4 protein-coding genes are annotated in these 21,350 nt (G+C 71.2%); all 4 read left to right on the top strand.

The window, feature by feature from the left end; genetic code table 11:
- The first annotated feature begins 1 nt into the window (after position 1).
- From ACWPN3_RS10240 to ACWPN3_RS10255, 4 genes are read left to right on the top strand one after another with little or no spacing between them, the layout of a single operon-like run.
- A complete protein-coding gene (locus ACWPN3_RS10240) occupies positions 2–6,727 on the top strand; it encodes an amino acid adenylation domain-containing protein (RefSeq protein ID WP_492243186.1) in 6,726 nt (2,241 codons plus the stop codon).
- Positions 6,724–13,308 (top strand): amino acid adenylation domain-containing protein, encoded by a 6,585-nt coding sequence (locus tag ACWPN3_RS10245; RefSeq protein ID WP_492261325.1) that lies wholly within the window; start codon positions 6,724–6,726, stop codon positions 13,306–13,308. Before ACWPN3_RS10240 ends, ACWPN3_RS10245 begins: the two co-directional genes overlap by 4 nt.
- Positions 13,305–19,523 carry an amino acid adenylation domain-containing protein gene (locus tag ACWPN3_RS10250; RefSeq protein ID WP_492261326.1) on the top strand — a complete coding sequence of 2,073 codons (6,219 nt, stop codon included), beginning with the start codon at positions 13,305–13,307 and terminating at the stop codon, positions 19,521–19,523. The genes ACWPN3_RS10245 and ACWPN3_RS10250 overlap by 4 nt, the downstream gene beginning before the upstream one ends.
- Complete coding sequence (locus ACWPN3_RS10255; protein WP_492261327.1) at positions 19,487–21,334, top strand: amino acid adenylation domain-containing protein; 1,848 nt, start codon at positions 19,487–19,489, stop codon at positions 21,332–21,334. The genes ACWPN3_RS10250 and ACWPN3_RS10255 overlap by 37 nt, the downstream gene beginning before the upstream one ends.
- Positions 21,335–21,350: the final 16 nt, after the last annotated feature.

A 21,350-nucleotide genomic window follows, 5' to 3' on the forward strand; every position in this document is an offset into this window, starting at 1 on the left:
CATGGACAACCGTTCCGATGCCGCCTCCCTTTCGACGGTCTCAGCCGGGCGCAAGCCCGCCGGGACGTCGGCCGAGACGCTGGTCGGCACACTGGTCGGGCGGGCCGCGGAGACGCCCGGCGGCATCGCCCTGCGCTTCATCGCCGAGGGGACGGACGATCCGCTCAGCTATGCGGACCTCGACCGGCGGGCCCGGGCCATCGCCGTCCGTCTGCGCGAGCGGGCCGGACTGGGCGACCGCGCCATTCTGCTGCTGCCGAGCGGCCCGGACTATGTCGCGGCTTTCTTCGGCTGCCTCTATGCCGGCGTCATCGCCGTGCCGGCCTATCCGCCTGAATCGGTGAGGCCGCAGCATCTGGCCCGGCTCCAGGGCATCCTGGCCGATGCGCAGCCGCGCTTCATCCTGACGGATTCGGTCCTGTACGACACGCTGCTTGAGGCTTGCCGGGCCATGACGGGTAGCGACCAGATGCCCGAAATTCTGGCCGTGGACAGGGTGGACGGCGGGCTTGCCGACGACTGGTCGATCCCGCCGCTGTCAGGCGACGATATCGCCTTCCTGCAATACACCTCCGGCTCGACCTCCGCGCCCAAGGGGGTGCGGGTCAGCCATGGCAACCTGATCGCCAACGAGCGGCTGATCCGCGGCGGTTTCGGCATCGGGCCCGACGACTGCATCGTCAGCTGGCTGCCGCTGTTCCATGACATGGGCCTGATCGGCGGCCTGCTGCAGCCGATCCACGCCGGCATTCCCTGCGTGCTGATGTCGCCGCGCTATTTCCTGGAACGGCCGCGGCGCTGGCTGGAGGCGATCGGCCGCTATGGCGGCACCATCAGTGGCGGGCCGGATTTCGCCTTCCGCCTGTGCTGCGAGCGCATCGCCGACACCGCGCTGGATGGGCTGGACCTGCGGTCCTGGCGCCTTGCCTTCTCCGGGTCCGAACCGATCCGTCCCGACACGCTGGCCCGTTTCGCCGAGCGCTTCGCCCCAACGGGTTTCGACCGCCGGTCCTACTTCGCCTGCTACGGGCTGGCCGAGGCGACGCTGTTCGTCACCGGCGGCCGGCGCGGGCAGGGCATCACCCTGGCGCCGTTCGACGGAGCGGCATTGGCCGCCAACCGGGCCTTGCCTCCGGGTGACGACGCGTCGGCGACCGTGCTGGCCGGCTGCGGCCACGTGCAGCCCGATCATCCCCTGCGGCTGGTCGATCCGGCCAGCGGCTCGGAGGTCGGCGAGGGGACGGTCGGCGAGATCTGGGCCGGCGGACCCAGCATCGCCGACGGCTATTGGCGCAATGCGGAGGCGACGGCCCGCAGCTTCGTCGAGCGCGACGGCACGGTCTGGCTGCGCACCGGCGACCTGGGTTTCATGAAGGAGGACGAGCTGTTCGTCACCGGCCGGCTCAAGGACATGCTGATCGTGCGCGGCCAGAACGTCTATCCGCAGGATCTGGAGCGCAGCGTCGAGGAGGAGGTGGAGGTCGTCCGCAAGGGGCGGGTTGCCGCCTTCGCCGTCGAGCAGGATGGCCGTGAGGGGATCGGCATCGCCGCCGAGATCGGCCGGACGGTGCTGAAGCTGGTGACGCCGGAGGCACTGTGCGGTGCCATCGCCGCCGCGGTGGCCGATTCCTGCCAGGAGGCGCCGGTGCTGGTCGCCCTGCTGGAGCCGGGCGCCCTGCCCAAGACCTCAAGCGGCAAGCTTCAGCGCTCCGCCTGCCGGTCCCTGCTCGACGCGGGTGAACTGCCGGCTTTCCACGTCCAGCGCCGGGGAGCGCCCGTCGCCGCCGCCGAGACCGCCGCCCGCGCCCTGACAAAGCGCGAGAGCGTGGTGGCCGCCGTCTGGGCGGAGGTGCTGAACGTCGCCGTCACCGATGCCGGCGCCCATTTCTTCGCGCTGGGCGGCAATTCGGTGTCGGTGGTGCAGGTGGTCGCCCGGCTGCGCGAACGGTGCGGACTGGCGGCCGACGTCGCCGACCTGTTCCGTCATCCCACCCTGTCGGACTTCGCCGCCAGGCTGTCCGAGGCGGGTCCCGCGACGATCCAGGCGATGGCTCCCCAGAGGGGCGGGGAGGAGCGCATCGCCGAACCGTCGGCGGCCCAGGCCCGCATGTGGTTCAACTGGAAACTCGACCCGCGGGACTGCGGCTACACCATTTCCGGGCGGGTCCAGCTGCGCGGGCCGCTGCGCCGCGATGCCGTCCAGGCGGCGGTGGACCTGCTGGCCGGGCGGCACGAGAGCCTGCGCACCGTCTTCCGCGAGGAGGCTGGTCGGCCGGTGCAGGTGGTCCGCCCTGCCGGGACGGTGCCCGTCGCCGTCCGCCTCGCCGATCTCTCCGGTGACGCTGACCGGGACGATGCGTTGCGCCGTCTGCTGGAGGAGGAGGTCCGTGCCCCCTTCGATCTGGTAGAAGGCCCGCTGATGCGGGTGCAGCTGATCGCCTGTGCCGACGACGACCATCATCTGCAGGTCAGCCTGCACCACGCCATCGCCGACGGCTGGTCGATGAATGTCCTGCTCGACGAGTTCGGTGAGGCCTATGCCGCCTGCTGTGGCGGCAGGGCACCCGAATTGCCGGCGCTGACCGTCCAGTATGCCGACGTCGCCCAATGGCAGCGCGACCTGCTGGAGTCGGGTGAGGGCGCTCGCCAGCTTGCCTATTGGGCTGGCCGGCTGGGCGACCGCCATCCGGTGCTGGACCTGCCCGCCGACCGACCGCGTTCCGCCGGTGGTAGCCAGCGCGGGGCGGCGGTCCATTGCGCCATCGACGACGGGCTCGCCACGGCCTTGCGCGGGCTGGCACGGCGGATGGGGGTGACGCTGCCGACCCTGCTGCTCGCCAGCTACACGGCTCTGCTGCACCGCTATTCCGGCCAGGACGACATCCGTGTCGGCTGCACGCTGGCCAACCGGCGCAGCGTGGACAGCGAAAGGCTGATCGGCTTCTTCGTCAACATGGCGGTGCTGTGCGCCGACCTGTCGGACGATCCGGCCTTCGAGGCGCTGCTTCGCCGTGTCGGCGAGGCGGCGCTCGACGCCCAGGCCAACCAGGATCTGCCCTTCGACCGGCTGGTCGAAGAACTGCAACCGCAGCGCGATCTAGCTCATCATCCGCTGTTCCAGGCCGCCTACGACCATCAGTGGCAGCGGCTGGACGGCCTCGACCGGTTGCCGGGCCTGCGGGTGGAGGCCGTCGAGCATCTCCAGCTCGCGACGCAGTTCGACCTGATCCTGCACACCACCGAGCGGGCCGGTCCGGGCGGAGCCGGTCCTCTCGGCGCCTTCTTCACCTACAGTCTCGACCTGTTCGAGCCGGAAAGCGCGGAGCGGATGGCCCGGCACTGGCTGACCCTGCTTCGCGGCATCATTGCCGATCCGGCGCTGCCGGTCAGCCGTCTGCCGCTGATGGACGAGGCGGAGACGGCGGCGCTGGTCGCCGGCTGGAACGATCCCGCCCGCAACCTTGCCCGCCTGCCGGCACCGCTTCCGGCCGATGCCCCCGGCCTTCATGCCCGCATCGCGGCCCATGCGCACCGGCACCCCGACGCCCCGGCCGTGACCTGCGATGGCCAGACCCTGAGCTATGGCGAGCTCGACCGCAGCAGCGACCGGCTGGCGTGGCAGCTGCGCTCGCTCGGTGTCGGGCCGGACCGGCTGGTCGGGCTGGCGGCCGACCGCTCCTTCGACCTGATCGTCGGCATGCTCGGCATCCTGAAGGCGGGCGGCGGCTATCTGCCGCTCGACCCCTCCTATCCCGCAGACCGGCTGCTTTACATGCAGGCCGACAGCGGCATCGGGCTGGTCGTCACCCAGGCCCATCTGCGCGATGCGCTGCCGCTTGCCGATGGCGTGCGGGCGATCTGCGTCGGCGACGAGCCCGACGCGCCGGACGGACCGCCGCCCGATGGTCCGCCGCCGGACCTGGGCCGGGCCGGATCGCTCGCTTACTGCATCTACACCTCGGGATCGACCGGCCAGCCGAAGGGCGTGGCGATCACCCATGCCAATGTGCTGCGGCTGTTCGAGTCCTGTCCGGCGGACCTGCGCTTCGACGGGGGCGACGTCTGGGCGCTGTTCCACTCCTATGCCTTCGACTTCTCGGTCTGGGAAATCTTCGGCGCCCTGCTGCATGGCGGGCGGCTGGTGGTGGTGCCCTACTACACCAGCCGGTCGCCGGCCGACTGCTTCGCCCTGCTGCGGGACGAGGGAGTGACTATCCTGAACCAGACGCCGTCCGCCTTCCGGCAACTGGTGCCGGTGGCGCTGGCGGCGCCGCGCGATGCCCTGTCGCTCCGGCTGGTGGTGTTCGGTGGTGAGGCGCTGGAGATGGAAAGCCTGCGCGGCTGGTTCGAGCATTTCGGCGACAGCCGTCCGCGGCTGGTCAACATGTACGGCATCACCGAAACCACCGTCCACGTCACCCATCGTCCGCTGACCCTGGCCGACCTGCCGAAGTCCGGGCAGGCAACGGACCAGCCGGAGGCCGGCGCCCCGGTCGGCATGCCGCTCGGCGACCTGCGCTGGTACTTCCTCGACCGGCATCTCCAGCCGGTCCCGCCCGGCGTGGCGGGTGAGATCCATGTCGGCGGAGCCGGGCTCGCGCGGGCCTATCTGAACCGACCCGGCCTGACCGCCGGGCGCTTCGTCGCCGATCCCTTCGGCGCGTCCTTCGGCGATCCGGGGGAACGCCTGTACCGCAGCGGCGATCTGGCGCGCTATTGGCCGGATGGCCGGGTTGAGTATCTCGGCCGCGCCGACCAGCAGATCAAGTTGCGCGGCTTCCGCATCGAACCGGGCGAGATCGAGGCGGCGGTCCGCCGCCAACCCGCCGTCGCCGATGCCGCTGTGCTGCTGCGCGGCGACGGTGCCGACCGCCGGCTCGTCGCCTATGCCGTCGCCGACGAGGAGGCGCTGCGCGACCGGCCCGAGGAGCAGCGGGGCGATCTGGTCGGGCAGTGGAGCACGGTGTTCGACGGCACCTATTCGCGCGCGGACGCGGCAGCGGGGCCGGGCTTCACCGGCTGGAACGACAGCTACGACGACCGGCCGATCCCCGAGCCGCAGATGCGGGAGTGGCTGGATGCCACCGTCGCGCGCATCCTGGCCTTGAAGCCGCAAAGGCTGCTGGAGATCGGTTGCGGCGTCGGTCTGCTGACCCAGGCGGTGGCGCCGCACTGCGCCGTCTATCACGGGACCGACTTTTCGGCACAGGCCATCGCCGATCTCGGTGCCTGGGCGGCGGGAAGGCCGGAGCTGGCCCATATCCGGCTCAGCCGGCGCGAGGCCACCGATTTCGGCGGGATCGGCGAGAGCGGAATGGAGGAGGGTGGCTACGACACCGTCGTCATCAACTCCGTCGCCCAGTATTTCCCCGACGGCGACTATCTGCTGCGCGTCCTGGAAGGGGCGGTGCGGGCCTTGCGGCTGGGCGGGCGCATCGTCCTGGGTGACCTGCGACCGCTGCATCTCCAACCGCTGTTCCATGCGTCGGTGGCGCTCTGGCGGGCGGAAGCGCAGGCGAGCCCCGCCCAACTCCGTGCCCGCGTCGCCCGCGCCATGGCCGAGGATGGCGAGCTGCTGTTCGCTCCCGGCTTCTTCCAGGCGCTACGCGGCCGGATTCCAGAGATCGGCCGCATCGACCTCGATCTGCGTTGCGGCCGGGCCGACAACGAGTTGACCCGCTACCGCTTCGACGCGGTCCTGCATGTCGGTGGGGAGGACCTGCGGCCTGCCGGCGGCTGGCGCGAGGCCGGGGAGGACCTGACCCGTCTCGACCGCCTACTGGCGGAGGAGCGGCCCGCCGGCCTGCGGATCGCCGGGATCGCCAACCGCCGGCTCGCCCGCGACCTTGCCGCCTGGACGGCGATGTCCGGCGCCTCCTCGCCAGCGGCGGGGGCATTGCGGGAACGGATCGACCGGCTGGATCCCGCCGGTGCCGATCCCGACGCCTACCGGGCGCTTGCCGAGGCGCATGGCTACCGGGCCCGCGTCGGCTGGAATGTCGGTCCGGACGGTGCCGGCAATGCGGAAGGCCGTTTCGACGTGGAAATCTTCGATCCGGCCCGGCTGGAGCGTCACCCCATCGGGCCGGAACCGGCAGTTCGCGATGGATGGCGCGCCCAGTGCAGTGATCCGCTGCTCGCCCGGCAGCGGCGCCAGTTCGCGCCGCGTCTGCTGTCCGCCCTGCGCGGCAGCCTGCCGGCGCATATGGTGCCGTCCCAGATGTTGCGCGTCGACCGGCTGCCGCTGACCGTCAACGGCAAGCTGGACCGCGACCGGCTGGCCGACCACGACCAGCCCATGCAGGTGACGGCGGCCGCCCATGTCCCGCCGGAAAGCCCGGTGGAGCAGGCGCTAGCCGCCATCTGGGCCGAGGTGCTGGGCGTCACCCGCGTCGGCCTGGACGACGACTTCTTCGAGCTGGGGGGCCATTCGCTGCTGGCGACCCAGGTGGCCTCGCGCATCGCCGCCGATCTGGGGGTGACGCTGGATATCCGCACCCTGTTCGAGGCGACCGGCCTGCGCGGCCTCGCCCGGCGGGTGGAGGAGCGGCGCGCCGCCACCGAGCCCGCCGCCGCATCCGCCATCGAAGACGAACTGGCCGCCGCGCTGAAGGCCATCGAAGGCCTGTCGGAGGCCGAACTAAACGCGCTCGCGGATGCCGCCACGGATTCCGCCCGTATCGGCAGTGCCGAAACAGACAGTGCAAACACGGGGATCGCCCGATGACCAGCAGCCCGTCCACTCCCTCCCTGCCGTCCTCGCTCGACGGTCTGTCGCGCAGCCAGCGCCGGGCGCTCGCCGCCGTTCTGGCTGCCAAAGGCATCGACATCCATACCCGGTTCCCGATCCCCCACGCGGACCGTTCGCAGCCGCTGCCGCTCTCCTATGCGCAGCAGCGGCTGTGGTTCCTCTGGCGGATGGATCCCGGCGGGGCGGCCTACAATATTCCCGGCGCCATCCGGGTGACCGGCCCGCTCGACCCCGCCCTGCTGGAGGCGGCCTTCGCCCATCTGACCGACCGGCACGAGGCGCTGCGCACCAGCTTCGCCGAGCGCGACGGCCAACCCGTCCAAATCATCCACCCCCGGATGGCCCCGATGCTCGCCAGCATCGACCTTTCGGCGCTTTCCCCCGCCGACCGCGAGGCGCGCGCACGGGATCTGGCGCGCACGGAAGCTTTGGCACCCTTCGATCTCGGCAACGGTCCGCTGATGCGCCTGACGCTGGTGCGGCTGGCGGCGGAGGATCATCTGCTGCTGGTCACCCTGCACCACATCGTCGCCGATGGCTGGTCGGTGGAGCGCTTCCTGGCGGAATTCGCCCGCAGCTACGACGCCCTGCGGGCTGGCCGGCAGCCGGACCTGCCGTCGCTGCCGATCCAATATGCCGATTACGCGCAGTGGCAGCGCGACTGGCTGGAAGCCGGGGAGCGCGACAGGCAGCTCGCCTACTGGCGCGACCGGCTCGGCACCGATCATCCGGTGCTGCCGCTGCCGCTCGACCGGCCCCGGCCGGCGGTGCTGGGCGCCCATGGCGGCACGGTGGCCTTCCGGCTCGGCACGCAGCGCAGCCGCGACCTGAAGGCGCTGGCCCAGGCCCGCGGCGTGACCCCCTTCGTCCTGCTGCTGGCCACCTTCAAGCTGCTGCTGATGCGTCACAGCGGTGAGACCGACCTGCGGGTCGGCGTGCCCTTCGCCAACCGCAATCGCATCGAGACGGAAGGGGTGGTCGGCTTCTTCGTCAACACCCTGGTTCTGCGCAGCCGGTTGGACAGCCGCGAGAGCTTCGGCGCCCTGCTGGCCCGGCTGCGCGATACCGCGCTGGAGGCCCAGGCCCATCAGGATCTTCCCTTCGAGCAACTGGTCGAGGCGCTCCAGCCCGAACGCAGCCTGAGCCACAACCCGCTGTTCCAGGTGAAGTTCAACTACGGCTTCGACACCTCCACCCTGCCGGCACCGGTGGGGCTGCGACTGGCGCCCGAGCCCAACGAGTTCCTGGGCGCCCATTTCGACCTGGCACTGGATATCGCCGACGCTCCGGACGAGTTGCACGGTTCGATGACCTATGCCCGCGACCTGTTCGAAGCCGCCAGCGTCGAGGGGTTGGTCACCGACTATTGCGGTCTGCTGGACGCCGTCCTGCGCCAGCCCGACGCCCCGCTGTGGCGCCTGCGCCCTTCGGGTTCGGCACCGGCCGGCGAAAGCGGCAGCTGGCGCGATCCGGCGCCGGGCGTTCTGGAACTGTGGAACGCCCGTGTCGAAGCCGATCCGGAGGCCGTCGCGGTGTGCGGCGGCGACCGGACGCTCACCGTCCGTGCGCTGGACGGGTTGGCGAACCGGCTGGCGAATGCCCTGCGCGAAGCCGGGATCGGGCCAGGCGACCGGGTCCTGTTGTGCTTCGAGCGATCCTGCGGCCTGATCGCCGCACTGCTCGGCGTCATGAAGGCCGGCGCCGCCTATGTGCCGCTCGATCCCTCCCAGCCGGCGGAGCGGTTGCGCCGTCTCGCCCTGTCGAGCGGCGCCCGCTGCGCCGTGGCGGCGGGAGCGACGCTGGCCGCAGCCGCGGCCACCGGGTTGTCCTGCCTCGACCTCGACGGTCCGCGTATCGCATCCCAGCCGGATGGCTTCGATGGCCCGGTCCCGGCCGGGGGGCTTCCGGCCTATGTCATCTACACCTCCGGCTCCACCGGCGAACCCAAGGGCGTCGTCGTCAGCCATGGTGCGCTCGGCAGCTATCTGCGCGGCGTTCTGGAGCGGCTGGCCGTGCCGAAGGGCACCTCGATGGCCATGGTCTCGACCGTTGCCGCCGACCTTGGGCATACGGTGCTGTTCGGCGCGCTCTGCCATGGCGGCGCTCTGCATCTGGCCGACGACGCCACCGCGCGCGATCCCGACCGCTTCGCCGCCTGGATGGCGGGCTGCGCCGCCGGGGTGCTGAAGATCGTGCCCAGCCATCTGCGCGGCCTGCTTCACGCCGCCAGCACCGCCGACGTGCTGCCGCGGGACCTGCTGGTCCTGGGCGGCGAGGCCTGCGACGGCGGGCTGGTGGAGCAGTTGCGGCGGCTGCGGCCGGGCCTGCGCGTGCTCAACCATTATGGCCCGACCGAGACGACGGTCGGCGTGCTCACCCACGAGGTTCCTGCTGCGGTCCCCGCCGTCATTCCTCTCGGCTCCCCCCTGGCCAACGTCCGTGCCTGCGTGCTCGACCCGGATCTTGAGCCGGTGCTCGCCGGAGCCGTCGGCGAGCTTTATGTCGGTGGCGACAGCTTGGCCGATGGCTATCTCGGCCAGCCGGCGCTGACGGCGGCCCGCTTCATTCCCGATCCGCAACCGCGCCGGCCGGGCGACCGGCTCTACCGCACCGGCGACCGGATCCGCCTGCGCCGGGACGGGCTGCTGGAGTTCGTCGGACGCCTCGACGATCAGGTGAAGATCCGCGGCCATCGCGTCGAGCCGGGAGAAGTCGCCCGCGTCCTCAAATCCCTGCCCGGATTGGCGGACGTGCTGGTGACCGCCGGCACCGCTGCTCATGGCCCGGCGGCCGGGCAACTGATCGCCTACTGCGTGCCGTCCACCGGCGAGCCCGATATCGCGGCCCTGCGCCTGTCCGCTGCCGGTCTGCTCCCGGATCATATGGTTCCGGCACATTGGCTGGTGCTGGACCATCTGCCGCTGACCGCCAACGGCAAGCCGGACCGCAAGGCGCTGCCGGTTCCGGCTGCCGCCGAACCGGCATCGCAAACGGCGATGACGGAGACGGAACAACGCCTCGCCCGGATCTGGGCCGAGGTGCTGAAGCGCGAGACGGTGGACGTCGGTGCCAGCTTCTTCGCCATGGGCGGGGATTCGATCCTCAGCCTCCAGCTGATCGCCCGCGCCCGCAAGCAGGGGCTGAAATTCACCCCGAAGCAGCTGTTCGAGGCCCAGAGCATCCGCGCGCTCGCCGCTCTGCTGGACGCCCGGCCGCTGGGAAACGCTCCGGTCCTGTCGCTGGTCCCGGTCCCAGCCCCGGCATCGGCGGCGGAGCCACAGGCCGGACCGGAGGCTGCGGCGATTCCCACCGTACCGCGCGGCGATGGTCTGCCCTTGTCCTCCACCCAGCGCCGCCTGTGGTTCCTGTGGCGCCTCGACCCAGCCAGCACAGCCTATACCATCGCCACGGCGCTCCGCCTGCGCGGCCGGCTCGACCCCGAAAGCCTGCGGCGGGCCTTCGCGCTGGTGTCCGGGCGGCACGAAACCCTGCGCACCCGCTTCGTCGAACGGGGCGGCGAACCCCGGCAGGTCGTCGAAGCCGATGCCGCCGTCGACTGGACGGTCGAGACGCTGGAGGATGCCGGTCTGCTGGATGGCCGGCTGCGCGGCGAGGCAGCCCGCCCCTTCGACCTGGAACGGGGGCCGTTGCTGCGCCTTCGCCTGTTCCGTCTGCCGGACGGGCCCGGCGGGAACGAGCACGTGCTTTCGCTGGCGATGCATCACATCATCTCCGACGGCTGGTCGATGAACGTCCTGGTGGACGAGGTTGCCCGTGCCTATGCGCTGTTGTCGGCCGGTCTGCCGGCTGCATTGCCGCCGCTGCCGCTCCAGTATGCGGACTATGCCGCATGGCAGGAGCGCTGGATGGAGTCGGCCGAGGCGCGTCGGCAGCTCGACCATTGGCAGGGGCGCCTGGGGGGCGAGCAGCCGGCGCTCGACCTTCCGGCCGACCGTCCGCGCCGGCCGATGCAGAGCCATCGCGGTGCGGCGGTGGAGTTCCGGCTGGACGCCTCGCTGGTCGCCGGGATGGCTGCCGTCGGGCGGGAGCAGGGGGCGAGCCTGTTCATGGTCCTGCTCGCCGCCTTCGCCGCCCTGCTGCTCCGGCACAGCGGTCAGCGGGACCTGCGCATCGGCGTGCCGACCGCCAACCGCGGCCGGGTCGAGCTGGAGGGGCTGATCGGCTTCTTCGCCAACACCCAGGTCCTGCGCATCGAACCCGATGGGCGTCTGCCCTTCGACCGCTTCCTGGCGCGGGTGCGCGACGAGGTTCTGGCGGCCCAGGCCAACCAGGAGCTGCCGTTCGATGCCCTGGTGGAGGCCTTGCAGCCCGACCGCAGCCTCGACCGCAACCCGCTGTTCCAGGTGATGGCCAGCCACAGCCGTCCGCGCTCCGACGCGCTGCGCCGCCTGCCCGGCCTGGACATCGCCGAGCATCCGCGGCTGCACCACGCCGCCCAGTTCGACCTGTCGCTGCACAGCGAGGAGCAGGCCGACGGTTCGCTGCGTGCCACCCTGATCTACGCCACCGACCTGTTCGAAGAGGACACGGTCCAGCAATTCCGCAGCCATTTGGAACGTATCCTCCACGGGGTGGCGCAGGCGCCCACGGTCACGCTGGGCTATCTGCCGATCCTCGACGCCGCCGACTGGCCGGAGGTGCTGCCCAGCCCCCGTCCGCCGGCCGGCCCTCTGGTGCCCGATCTGATCGCGGAGCAGGCCCGTCTGCATGGCGACCGTCCGGCGGTTACGTTCGGCGGGCGGACGCTGAGCTATGCCGAGCTTGAGGCGCAGGCGAACCGGCTGGCCCACCGGTTGCGGGCTCTCGGCGTCGGCCCGGAGGTGGTGATCGGCGTCGCCGCCGAACGTTCGCTGGAACTGGTCGTTGGCCTGCTGGCGGTGATGAAGGCGGGCGGCGCCTATCTGCCCCTCGACCCGGACCTGCCGTCCGCCCGCCTTGCCGCCATGGCGGCGGACGGTGGCATCGCCCTGCTGCTCACCCAGTCCCATCTTGCCGGACGGCTGGGTGGCGAGGCGCTGCCCGAGGCTGTCCGCCTGCTGCTGCTCGACGCCGAGGACACCGACGCCGAGAGCACCGGGGGACTGCCGGACACGCCGCCCGCGGCCGGGCTGCGGCCGGAGAACCTCGCCTACCTGATCTACACCTCCGGCTCCACCGGCACGCCCAAGGGAGCCTGCAACAGCCATGGCGCCCTGCTGAACCGGCTGGTCTGGATGCAGAAGGCCTACCGGCTTTCCCCTGGCGAGCGGGTGTTGCAGAAGACGCCCTTCGGCTTCGACGTCTCGGTCTGGGAGTTCTTCTGGCCGCTGATGGTGGGGGCGCATCTGGTGGTGGCTGCGCCCGGCGAGCACCGCGACGCGGCCCGGCTGGTGGTGCTGATTCGGGAGCAGGGCATCGACACGCTGCACTTCGTGCCCTCCATGCTGCAGGCCTTCGTGGAGGAGCCGGGGGTGGAGCAATGCACCAGTCTGCGCCGTGTGGTGTGCAGCGGCGAGGCGCTGCCGGCGGCGTTGCAGGACCGGCTGTTCGCCCGGCTGCCGCAGGTCGGCCTGTACAACCTCTACGGCCCGACGGAGGCGGCGATCGACGTCAGCCACTGGACCTGCCGGGCCGGGGAGGGCGGTACGGGCGGCAGCGTGCCGATCGGCGTGGCCATCGACAATCTGCGCCTCCATGTGCTGGATGAGTGCCTGAACCCGCTTCCGGCCGGTGCGGTCGGTGAGCTGTACATCGCCGGTGCGGGCCTGGCGCGCGGCTATCACCGGCGGGCCGGCCTGACGGCGGAACGCTTCGTCGCCGATCCGTTCTCGGCCGACGGCGGCCGGATGTACCGGACGGGCGATCTGGCGCGGCGGCGCGGGGACGGGGTGATCGAGTATGTCGGGCGGATCGACCATCAGGTGAAGATCCGCGGCCTGCGGATCGAGCTTGGCGAGATCGAGGCTGTGCTGCGCGGCCATCCGGCGGTGCGGGATGCGGTGGTGGTCGCCCGCGACGGTGCGGGCGGCAAGCGTCTGGTCGGCTATGTCGCCGCCGATGCGGCTGCGGAGCTGCCACGGCGGCTGAAGGAGCACCTTGGTCACGCTCTGCCGGACTACATGGTGCCAACGCATCTCGTGGTGTTGGAGCGGTTGCCGCTGACGCCCAACGGCAAGCTGGACCGCAAGGCCCTGCCCGAGCCTGCGCCGGATGCCGGGGTGGAGCATGTTCCGCCATCCACGGCGACCGAACATGCAGTGGCGGAGATCTGGCGGTCGGTCCTCGGGGTGGAGCGTATCGGCGGCGCCGACAGCTTCTTCACGCTCGGCGGCCACTCGCTGCTGGTGGCACGGGTGGCGGCGCAGCTCCGCGAGCGGCTCGCGGTGGATCTGGCCCTGCGCACCCTGTTCGAAGCGCCGACCCTGGCCGAGCTGGCGGCGCGGATCGACCGGGAGAAGGCGGACGGCGCCGCGGAGGAGGAGATCGCCCGCATGGACGCCCTGCTGGCCGATCTCGAAGCCGATTTTGAAGCCTTGCCGTCGGAGGCCGCCCAATGACCACGCCTGTCCAGCATGACCCGGCGGAGCGGCCGGCGGACGCGCTTGTCCAGATCGCCCGGCGCCTCCACGCGTTGCCCGCCGACCGGCAGGAGGAGTTCCTCCGGCGCTTGGCCGGAACGGGAATTTCCTTCGCCCGGCTGCCGATCCTGCCCGGTCGCCGGCCGGACCGGCTGCCGCTGTCCCATGCCCAGCGGCGGCTGTGGGTGCTCTGGCAGCTCGACCGCCATAGCCGGGCCTATCACATTCCGATCGGTCTGAGCCTGACCGGTTCCCTTGACCGGGAGGCATTTTCCGGCGCCTTCGCCGATATCCTGGCGCGGCACGAGGTGCTGCGGACCAGCTACCCGGCGTGCGACGGCGAGGCCGAGCAGCGCATCCATCCCGCCGCTCCCCCGGACATCGCCTGGAACGATCTGTCGGCCCTGGCCCCTGTCGAGCGGGAAACCCGGCTGCAGGCCCTGGCTGACGCGGAGGCGGCAACCCCCTTCGACCTGGAAGCGGCACCGCCGGTCCGCCTGCGGCTGGTGCGGCTGGCGGAGGACGAGCATGCGCTGTTCCTGACGCTCCACCACATCGCCGCCGATGGCTGGTCGGTGAACCGGCTGGTGGAGGAATTCTCTGCCCTCTATGCCGCCCGGCGGGAGGGGCGGGACGCCGGGTTGCCCCCGCTGCCGATCCAGTATGCCGACCATGCGCTGTGGCAGGACCGGCTCCTGCGCAGCGGCGAAGGGGGGCGGCAGCTCGACCATTGGCGTGCCCTGTTGGGCGATGAGCAGCCGGAGCTGATGCTGCCGCGGGACGGAGAGGGTGCTGCCGACGAAGGGCAGGGCACCGACCGGCGGGAGGCGGGCGTCCCGTTTGTCCTCGACGATGCACTCGGCGCCCAGCTGCGCGCCGTGGCCGGCAAGACGGGGGCGACCGTCGCCAATCTTCTGTTGGCCGCATTCCTGCTTCTGCTTCACCGTCACACCGGGCAGGGGGATGTGCGGGTGGGGGTGCCGGTCGCCGGGCGTCATCGCGCCGAGACCGAGCGCCTGATCGGCCTGTTCGTGAACAGTCAGGTCATCGGCGCGGACCTGCATGGCGGGCTCGGTCTGCATGAGGTGCTGGCGCAGGTTCGCGACCGGTCGGTCGACGCCCAGGCCAACCAGGATTTGCCCTTCGAGCATCTGGTGGACGCCCTGAGACCGGAACGCCGGCTCGACCGCAATCCGCTGTTCCAGGTGATGTTCAACCATCAGCACCGTCGACTGTCGGCGCTGGACCGGGTCGCCGGTCTGACGATCTGCCCTCTCGCAGGCAGCCTCCGCGTCGCCCTGTTCGACCTGTCGCTGGAGGTCGAGGAGGACGATTGCGGACGCATCCGTTGTGACCTGCGCTATGCCGCCGACCGCTATGCGGCGGAGCGGCTCGCCGCGATGGCGGAAGATTACCGGCGCATTCTCGCAGCCTTCGCCGCAGAGACGGGCGGTCCGGTCGCGGCCATCCGCCTGACGGCCGACGACCGCATGGCCAAAGACAGCATGGATGTCGCCGGCACCGTGCCCCCGAAGACGGCCTCCGGCGCCGCCCCGTCGCCCGCGACGCTGTTCGATGCCCGCGCGACGGACTCTCCGGAAGCCATCGCTCTGGTGGCCGATGGGCGGCCGGTGACCTTCGGTGCCTTGAAGGACCGCTCGGACCGGTTGGCCCGGCGGCTCCGTGCGCTGGGTGTCGGGCCGGATGTCCGGATCGGGCTGGCGGTCGAACCTTCGCCAGCAATGGTCGTCGGACTTCTGGCTGTGCTGAAGGCGGGTGGAGGCTATGTGCCGCTCGATTCCCGCCTCCCCCATGACCGGCTGGCGGGCATGATCGCCGATAGCGGCATGGCTCTGATCCTGGCGCAGGACAGTGTACTCGGCTCGATGCCGACCGGGGCGGCCTGTCTCACGCTGGACGCCGACGGGGTGTGTGGCGACGGGATATGCGGGGATGAGCCGGACGCGAGGGGCGCTCTCCGGGCGCCGGTGGACGAAGCCTTGGCCTATCTGGTCTACACCTCCGGGTCGACCGGGACGCCCAAGGGCGTCATGGTTTCCCACGGAGCGCTGGCCCGCCACTGTCTGGCGGCGGCCGGGGCTTATGGGATGACCGCCGGGGACCGGCTGCTGCATTTCGCCTCCTTCGGCTTCGATGCGGCGAGCGAACAGATCCTGGTGCCTCTGTTGGCGGGTGCTGGTGTCGTCCTGGGCGCCATGGTGGATTCCACGCCGGAACGGCTGGCGGCGCTGATCCTGCGCGACGGCGTCACCGTCGCCGACTTGGCGCCGGCCTATCTTGCCCGCCATGCCGAGGCCCTTGCCGACGCCATGCCCGGTCACCGCCTGCGCGCCTGCATTCTGGGCGGCGAGGCCTGGGATTTGTCGCTCGCTGGCCGCCTCGCCGGCTGGACCGGCCGGATCTTCAACGCTTACGGGCCGACCGAGGCGGTGATCACTCCTCTCGTCTGGCGGGCCGGTAGCGAGCGGCGCGCCGGAACCGCTCCCATCGGCCAAGCGATCGGCGAGCGCCGGGCGCTGGTGCTCGACGCTTCGCTGAACCCGCTTCCGGCCGGCGCGGTCGGCGAGCTTTACATCGCCGGTGCGGGGTTGGCGCGCGGCTATCTGAACCGCCCCGGCCTGACGGCGGAGCGATTCGTGGCCGACCCGTTCTCCAGCGGCGGCGGGCGGCTCTATCGCACGGGCGACCTCGTGCGCCAGCGCGGGGACGGGGTGATCGAGTATGTCGGGCGGATCGACCACCAAGTGAAGATCCGCGGCTTCCGCATCGAGCTTGGCGAGGTGGAGGCACGGCTGCGGGCGCAGGAGGGCGTGCGCGAGGCGGCGGTGGTCGCCCGTGACGGCGCAGGCGGCAAGCGTCTGGTCGGCTATGTTGTGCCCGCTGGCGATGAAGGTAGCGGCGATGATGCCGGCGCCGGCCTTGTCGAGCGGCTGCGTGCCGGGCTGAAGGCGGCGCTGCCGGACTACATGGTGCCAACGCACCTCGTGGTGCTGGAGCGCTTGCCGCTGACGCCCAACGGCAAGCTGGACCGCAAGGCCCTGCCCGAGCCGGAGGTGTCGTCGTCGGTCCAAGTGCCGCCGCGCAGCGCGGCCGAATGGGCCCTGGCGGCGCTGTGGTGCGAGCTGCTGCGGCTGGACAGCGTCGGCGTCACCGACAACTTCTTCGAGCTGGGCGGGGACTCCATCCTCTCCATCCAGCTGGTCAGCCGCGCCCGCCGCCACGGCCTCGCCTTCACCCCGCGCGACGTCTTCGAGCACCAAACCCTAGAGGCGCTCGCCCGCGCCGCCCGCAGCGACGCCGGGACTCCGGCCGCCGAGCAGGGCAGCGTCTGCGGGGCGCTGTCGCTGACGCCGATCCAGCGCTGGTTCTTCGAGGAGCCGATCCCCAACCGTAGCCACTGGAACCAGTCGGTGCTGCTGCGGCTGCGCCGGCCGGTCGATCCGGCGTTGCTGGAGCGGGCGCTCTCGGCGCTGCTGGCCCATCACGACGCCTTGCGGCTGGTCTTCGCCGGCGACGGACGTGCCGAGCACCTGCCGCCCGAGGCGGTGCCGCCGATGCTGTGGCAGCGCACCGCCGCCGATGCCGGGGCGCAGGAGCGGCTGTGCGAGGAGGCCCAGCGCAGCCTCGACCTCGCGCATGGCCCGCTGCTGCGCGCAATGCTGGTGGAACGTAACGATGACGGTCAGCAGCGCCTGCTGCTGGCGATCCACCATCTGGTGGTGGACGGCGTGTCCTGGCGCGTGCTGCTGGAGGATCTACAACTGGCCTGCACGCAGCTGGAGCGGGGCGAGGCGGTGGTGCTGCCGGCCAAGACCGCCTCCTTCCAGTCCTGGGGCAAGGCGCTGCGCCGCCACGCCGCGAGCAGAGCGCTGCGGGACGAACTGTCCTGGTGGCGCGACAGCTTGGCGGATGCGCCGGCCGGACTGCCTGGCGTGGCGGAGCCGGTTTCTCCCGAGGCGCTGACGGTTGCGAAGTCGGCGGTTGCGCGGACGCGGCTGGATGCCGGCTGGACGAAGCGGCTGCTGTCGTCGGCGCCGGCGGCCTACCGGACGCGGGTGAACGACCTTCTGCTGACGGCCTTGGCGCGAGTGCTGTGCCGGTGGAGCGTGGACGCCTCGGCGCTGGTGCAACTGGAGGGGCATGGCCGCGAGGAGCTGGTGGCGGGCCTGGACCTCAGCCGCAGCGTCGGCTGGTTCACCACCGCCTATCCGGTGCATCTGCGCCCCGGTGAGAGGGCCGGCGGGGAACTGGGCGCGTCGATCAAGGCGGTGAAGGAGCAGCTTCGGGCTGTTCCGTCGAACGGTCTGGGCTATGGCGTGCTGCGCCATCTGGGCGATGCGGAGGCGCAGGCAACGCTGCAGGCCCTGCCCGAGGCGCGGGTGACCTTCAACTATCTGGGCCAGTTCGACGGCAGCTTCGACGACACCGCCCGCTTCGTGCCGGCCAACGAGCCGGCGGGTGCCCGTCTCGATGCCGACGCCCCGCTCGGCAACTGGCTGAGCATCGACGGCAGGGTCTATGACGGGGAACTGGTGTTCGACTGGAGCTACAGCCATGCGGTGCTGGCGCCGCCGGTGGTGGAGGGGCTGGCCGCTGCCTATGGGGAGGAGCTTCGGGCGCTGGTCGCGCATTGCGAGTCCTCGTCCGGCGGGCTGACGCCGTCGGACGTACCGCTGGCCGGCCTGACGCAGGGGCAGCTGGACGCGCTGTCGCTGCCGGCGCGCGAGGTGGAAGACCTCTACCCGCTGAGCCCGATGCAGCAGGGCATGCTGTTCCATGCGCTGGAAGGGGATGCGGAGGGCGAAAGCCCCTATGTGACGCAGCTCGCCGTCGAGGTGGAGGGGCTTGAGGAGACCCGCTTCGCCGCCGCCTGGGCCTGGGTGACGGCTCGCCATGCCGTGCTGCGCACCAGTTTCCTGTGGGGCGGCACGCTTGCCGCCCCGTTGCAGGCGGTGTGGGAGCGGGTGGGTGATGCGGTGTCGGTGCTGGACTGGCGCGACCGCGGCCTCGCCGGCGCCGACCTGGAGGAGGCTCTGGGTGCCTTGGCGCGGGAGGAGCGTGCCCGCAGCTTCGAGCTTGGCCGTCCGCCGTTGCAGCGGGTGGTTCTGGTGCGGCTGGGGCAGGGGCCACAGGGCCAAGTGCGCCATCGCCTGATCTGGACCAGCCACCACCTTCTGCTGGACGGCTGGAGCAGCGCGCGTCTGGTGGCGGAGGCGCTGGGCCGCTACCGGGGGGCGGAGGTGGACGGCGCGGTCGGTGGCGCGGCGGGCCGCTACCGCGACTACATCGCGTGGCTCGGGCGGCAGGATGCGGCGGCGTCGGAGCGCTTCTGGCGCGGGCGCCTGTCTGGGCTGGAGGCGCCGACGCTGCTGGCGGCGAGCCTGCCCTGCCGGCATCCCGAGGCGGGGCACGGCATGGTGCGGCTGCGGCTGGACGGCGGTGCGACGCGGCGGTTGCAGGCGTTCGCGCAAGCGCAGCGGGTGACGCTGAACACGCTGGTGCAGGGGGCGTGGGCGCTTCTTCTGCAACGCTACAGCGGGCAGGAGACGGTGGCGTTCGGCGCGACGGTGTCGGGCCGTCCGGCGGAACTTGCCGGCGTCGAGGAGACGCTGGGGCTGTTCATCAACACGCTGCCGGTGGTGGAGCGTCCGCCATCGGATGAGCGGGTGGGGGAGTGGCTGCGCGAGTTGCAGCGGCGGAACCTGGAGATGCGCGAGCACGAGCACACGCCGCTGCACGAGGTGCAGCGCTGGGCCAGCTCCAGCCTCGGCACCGGCGGCGGCGCGCGGGCCCTGTTCGACAGCATCCTCGTCTTCGAGAACTACCCCGTCGACGAGGCCATCAAAAACCACAATGACCACACCATCAGATTCTGGAGCCGCCGAGACCGTCGACGACACCCATTACGCCATGACCCTGACGGTGCGGGCCGGGGAAAAGCTGGATCTGGCCTTCGGCTACCGGCGCGAGCAGTTGGACTCCGGCCGGGTGGAGGAACTGTCCCGGCTCTTCGGCGCCCTGCTGGACCGCTTGGCGTCGAATGCCGAAGCATTCGTCGGGGCATTGGATTCTGCTGGAGGGCGACAACCGCCGCCGCCAAGTGCTGGTGGACTGGAGCGGACAGGATGAGCCGGGCTTGCCGCCTCCTTCCCTCCAGCGCCTGCATCAGCTGATCGAAGCCCAGGTCCGCCGCAAGCCGGAGGCGACAGCCCTGGTTCATCCGGGCGGTACCCTGAGCTATCGTGAGCTGAACGCCCACGCCAACCGTCTGGCCCGCCTCCTGCGCGCCGAGGGAATCGGGCCTGACGACCGGGTCGCCATCGCGCTTGAGCGCTCTCCCGAACTGCTGGTCGCCATTCTTGCGGTTCTGAAGGCCGGCGCCACCTATCTGCCGCTCGATCCCAGCTACCCGCCGCAGCGTCTGGCATACATGCTGGACGATGGCGGAGCCGCGCTGCTGCTGACCTCGGAGACGCTTCAGGGCGGCATGCCCAGGCCGGCCGGTCTGCCGATGGTCCGCCTGGACGCCGACCGGGACCGTCTGGCGGCGTTCGCCGACGATGATCTGCCGCCGGCCGGCGCACCCGACAACCTGATCTACCTGATCTACACCTCCGGATCCACCGGCCAGCCCAAGGGGGCCGGGGTGACGCAGGCCGGGTTCGTTAACCTGATGCGCTGGTATTGCGACCATGTCGGCTTCGATGCCGGCAGCCGCCTACTGCTGATGAGTTCGCACGCCTTCGACCTGACGCAGAAGAACCTGTTCGCACCGCTCCTGGTTGGCGGTCAGCTGCACATGGCAGGCGAAGGCTATGACCCGCAACTGTTGCTGGACTGGATCGCCCGGCATGGCATCACCGCGCTGAATGCCACCCCCAGCACTTTCCAGCCGCTGGTGGCGCTGGAACGGAATGGGGAGCTGGAGTCCCTGCGCGACGTGATCCTGGGCGGCGAGCCGATCCGCACCGATGCGCTGCGTCCCTGGCTGGAGAGACGGCATGGGCCGAAACCGCGCATCCACAACAGCTACGGTCCCACGGAATGCGCGGATGTCGTCGCTTTCCATCGCTGGGACGGCATCTCAGCCGAAATCCCGACCGGCCGGCCGGTGCCCGGACTGCGCCTTTACATAATGGACGGCTGCGGCAATCCGGTGCCGCCGGGGGTGGCGGGCGAACTGCACATCGGCGGCATCGGGGTCGGGCGCGGCTATCACCGCCAGCCGGGCCTGACCGCCGACCGTTTCATCCCCGATCCCTTCGGCGAGCCGGGCGGGCGTCTCTACCGCAGCGGCGACCTTGCCCGTCACGGCGAGGACGGTGTGATCGAGTATCTCGGCCGCATCGACCAGCAGGTGAAGATCCGCGGCCTGCGCATCGAACTCGGCGAGATCGAGGCGGCATTGCAGGCGGATGCGGCGGTCCGGAATGCGGCGGTCGCCGCCGTCGCAGGACCGGGCGGCGGACAGCTCTGCGCCTACATCGTTCCCGTCGAACAGGACGACCGGCAAGGCGACGCCCTCTGGCCGTCCCTCTGGCCGTCGTTGCGCCGGCGGCTGGGCGAACGGCTGCCCGACCATATGGTCCCCACCCTCTGGGTCCGGCTGGACCGGCTGCCTCTGACGCCCAGCGGCAAGCTCGACCGCCGGGCTCTTCCTCAACCCGAACCGAGGCAGCGGACCCATGTGCCGCCCGTCACGGATCTGGAGTGTCGGCTGGCGGCTCTTTGGGAAGAACTGCTGCGGGTGGAGCGCGTCGGCCTTGACGACGACTTCTTCGAGCTGGGCGGCCACTCGCTGCTTGCGGTACAGCTGATCGCCCGTCTGCGCCGCGATTTCGGAATCGGCCTGTCGCCGGGACAGGTTTTCGGCAACGCCACCCTGCGGGCGCTGGCCGCCCATGTCGCCGAGCGTCCGGCGGCGCCGGATCCGGCCAAGCTGTCGCGGATGAGCGCGTTGATGGACATGCTGGAGTCCGGCTGAACGACCTGTTTGCGAA

It is taken from the genome of Azospirillum sp. UENF 111221 (assembly GCF_058780625.1).

Excerpts from the sequence above, each read along its gene's own strand:
- ACWPN3_RS10250 (WP_492261326.1), top strand. The coding sequence starts at position 13,305 with ATGACCACGCCTGTCCAGCATGACCCGGCGGAGCGGCCGGCGGACGCG.
- ACWPN3_RS10240 (WP_492243186.1), top strand. The coding sequence starts at position 2 with ATGGACAACCGTTCCGATGCCGCCTCCCTTTCGACGGTCTCAGCCGGG.
- ACWPN3_RS10245 (WP_492261325.1), top strand. The coding sequence starts at position 6,724 with ATGACCAGCAGCCCGTCCACTCCCTCCCTGCCGTCCTCGCTCGACGGT.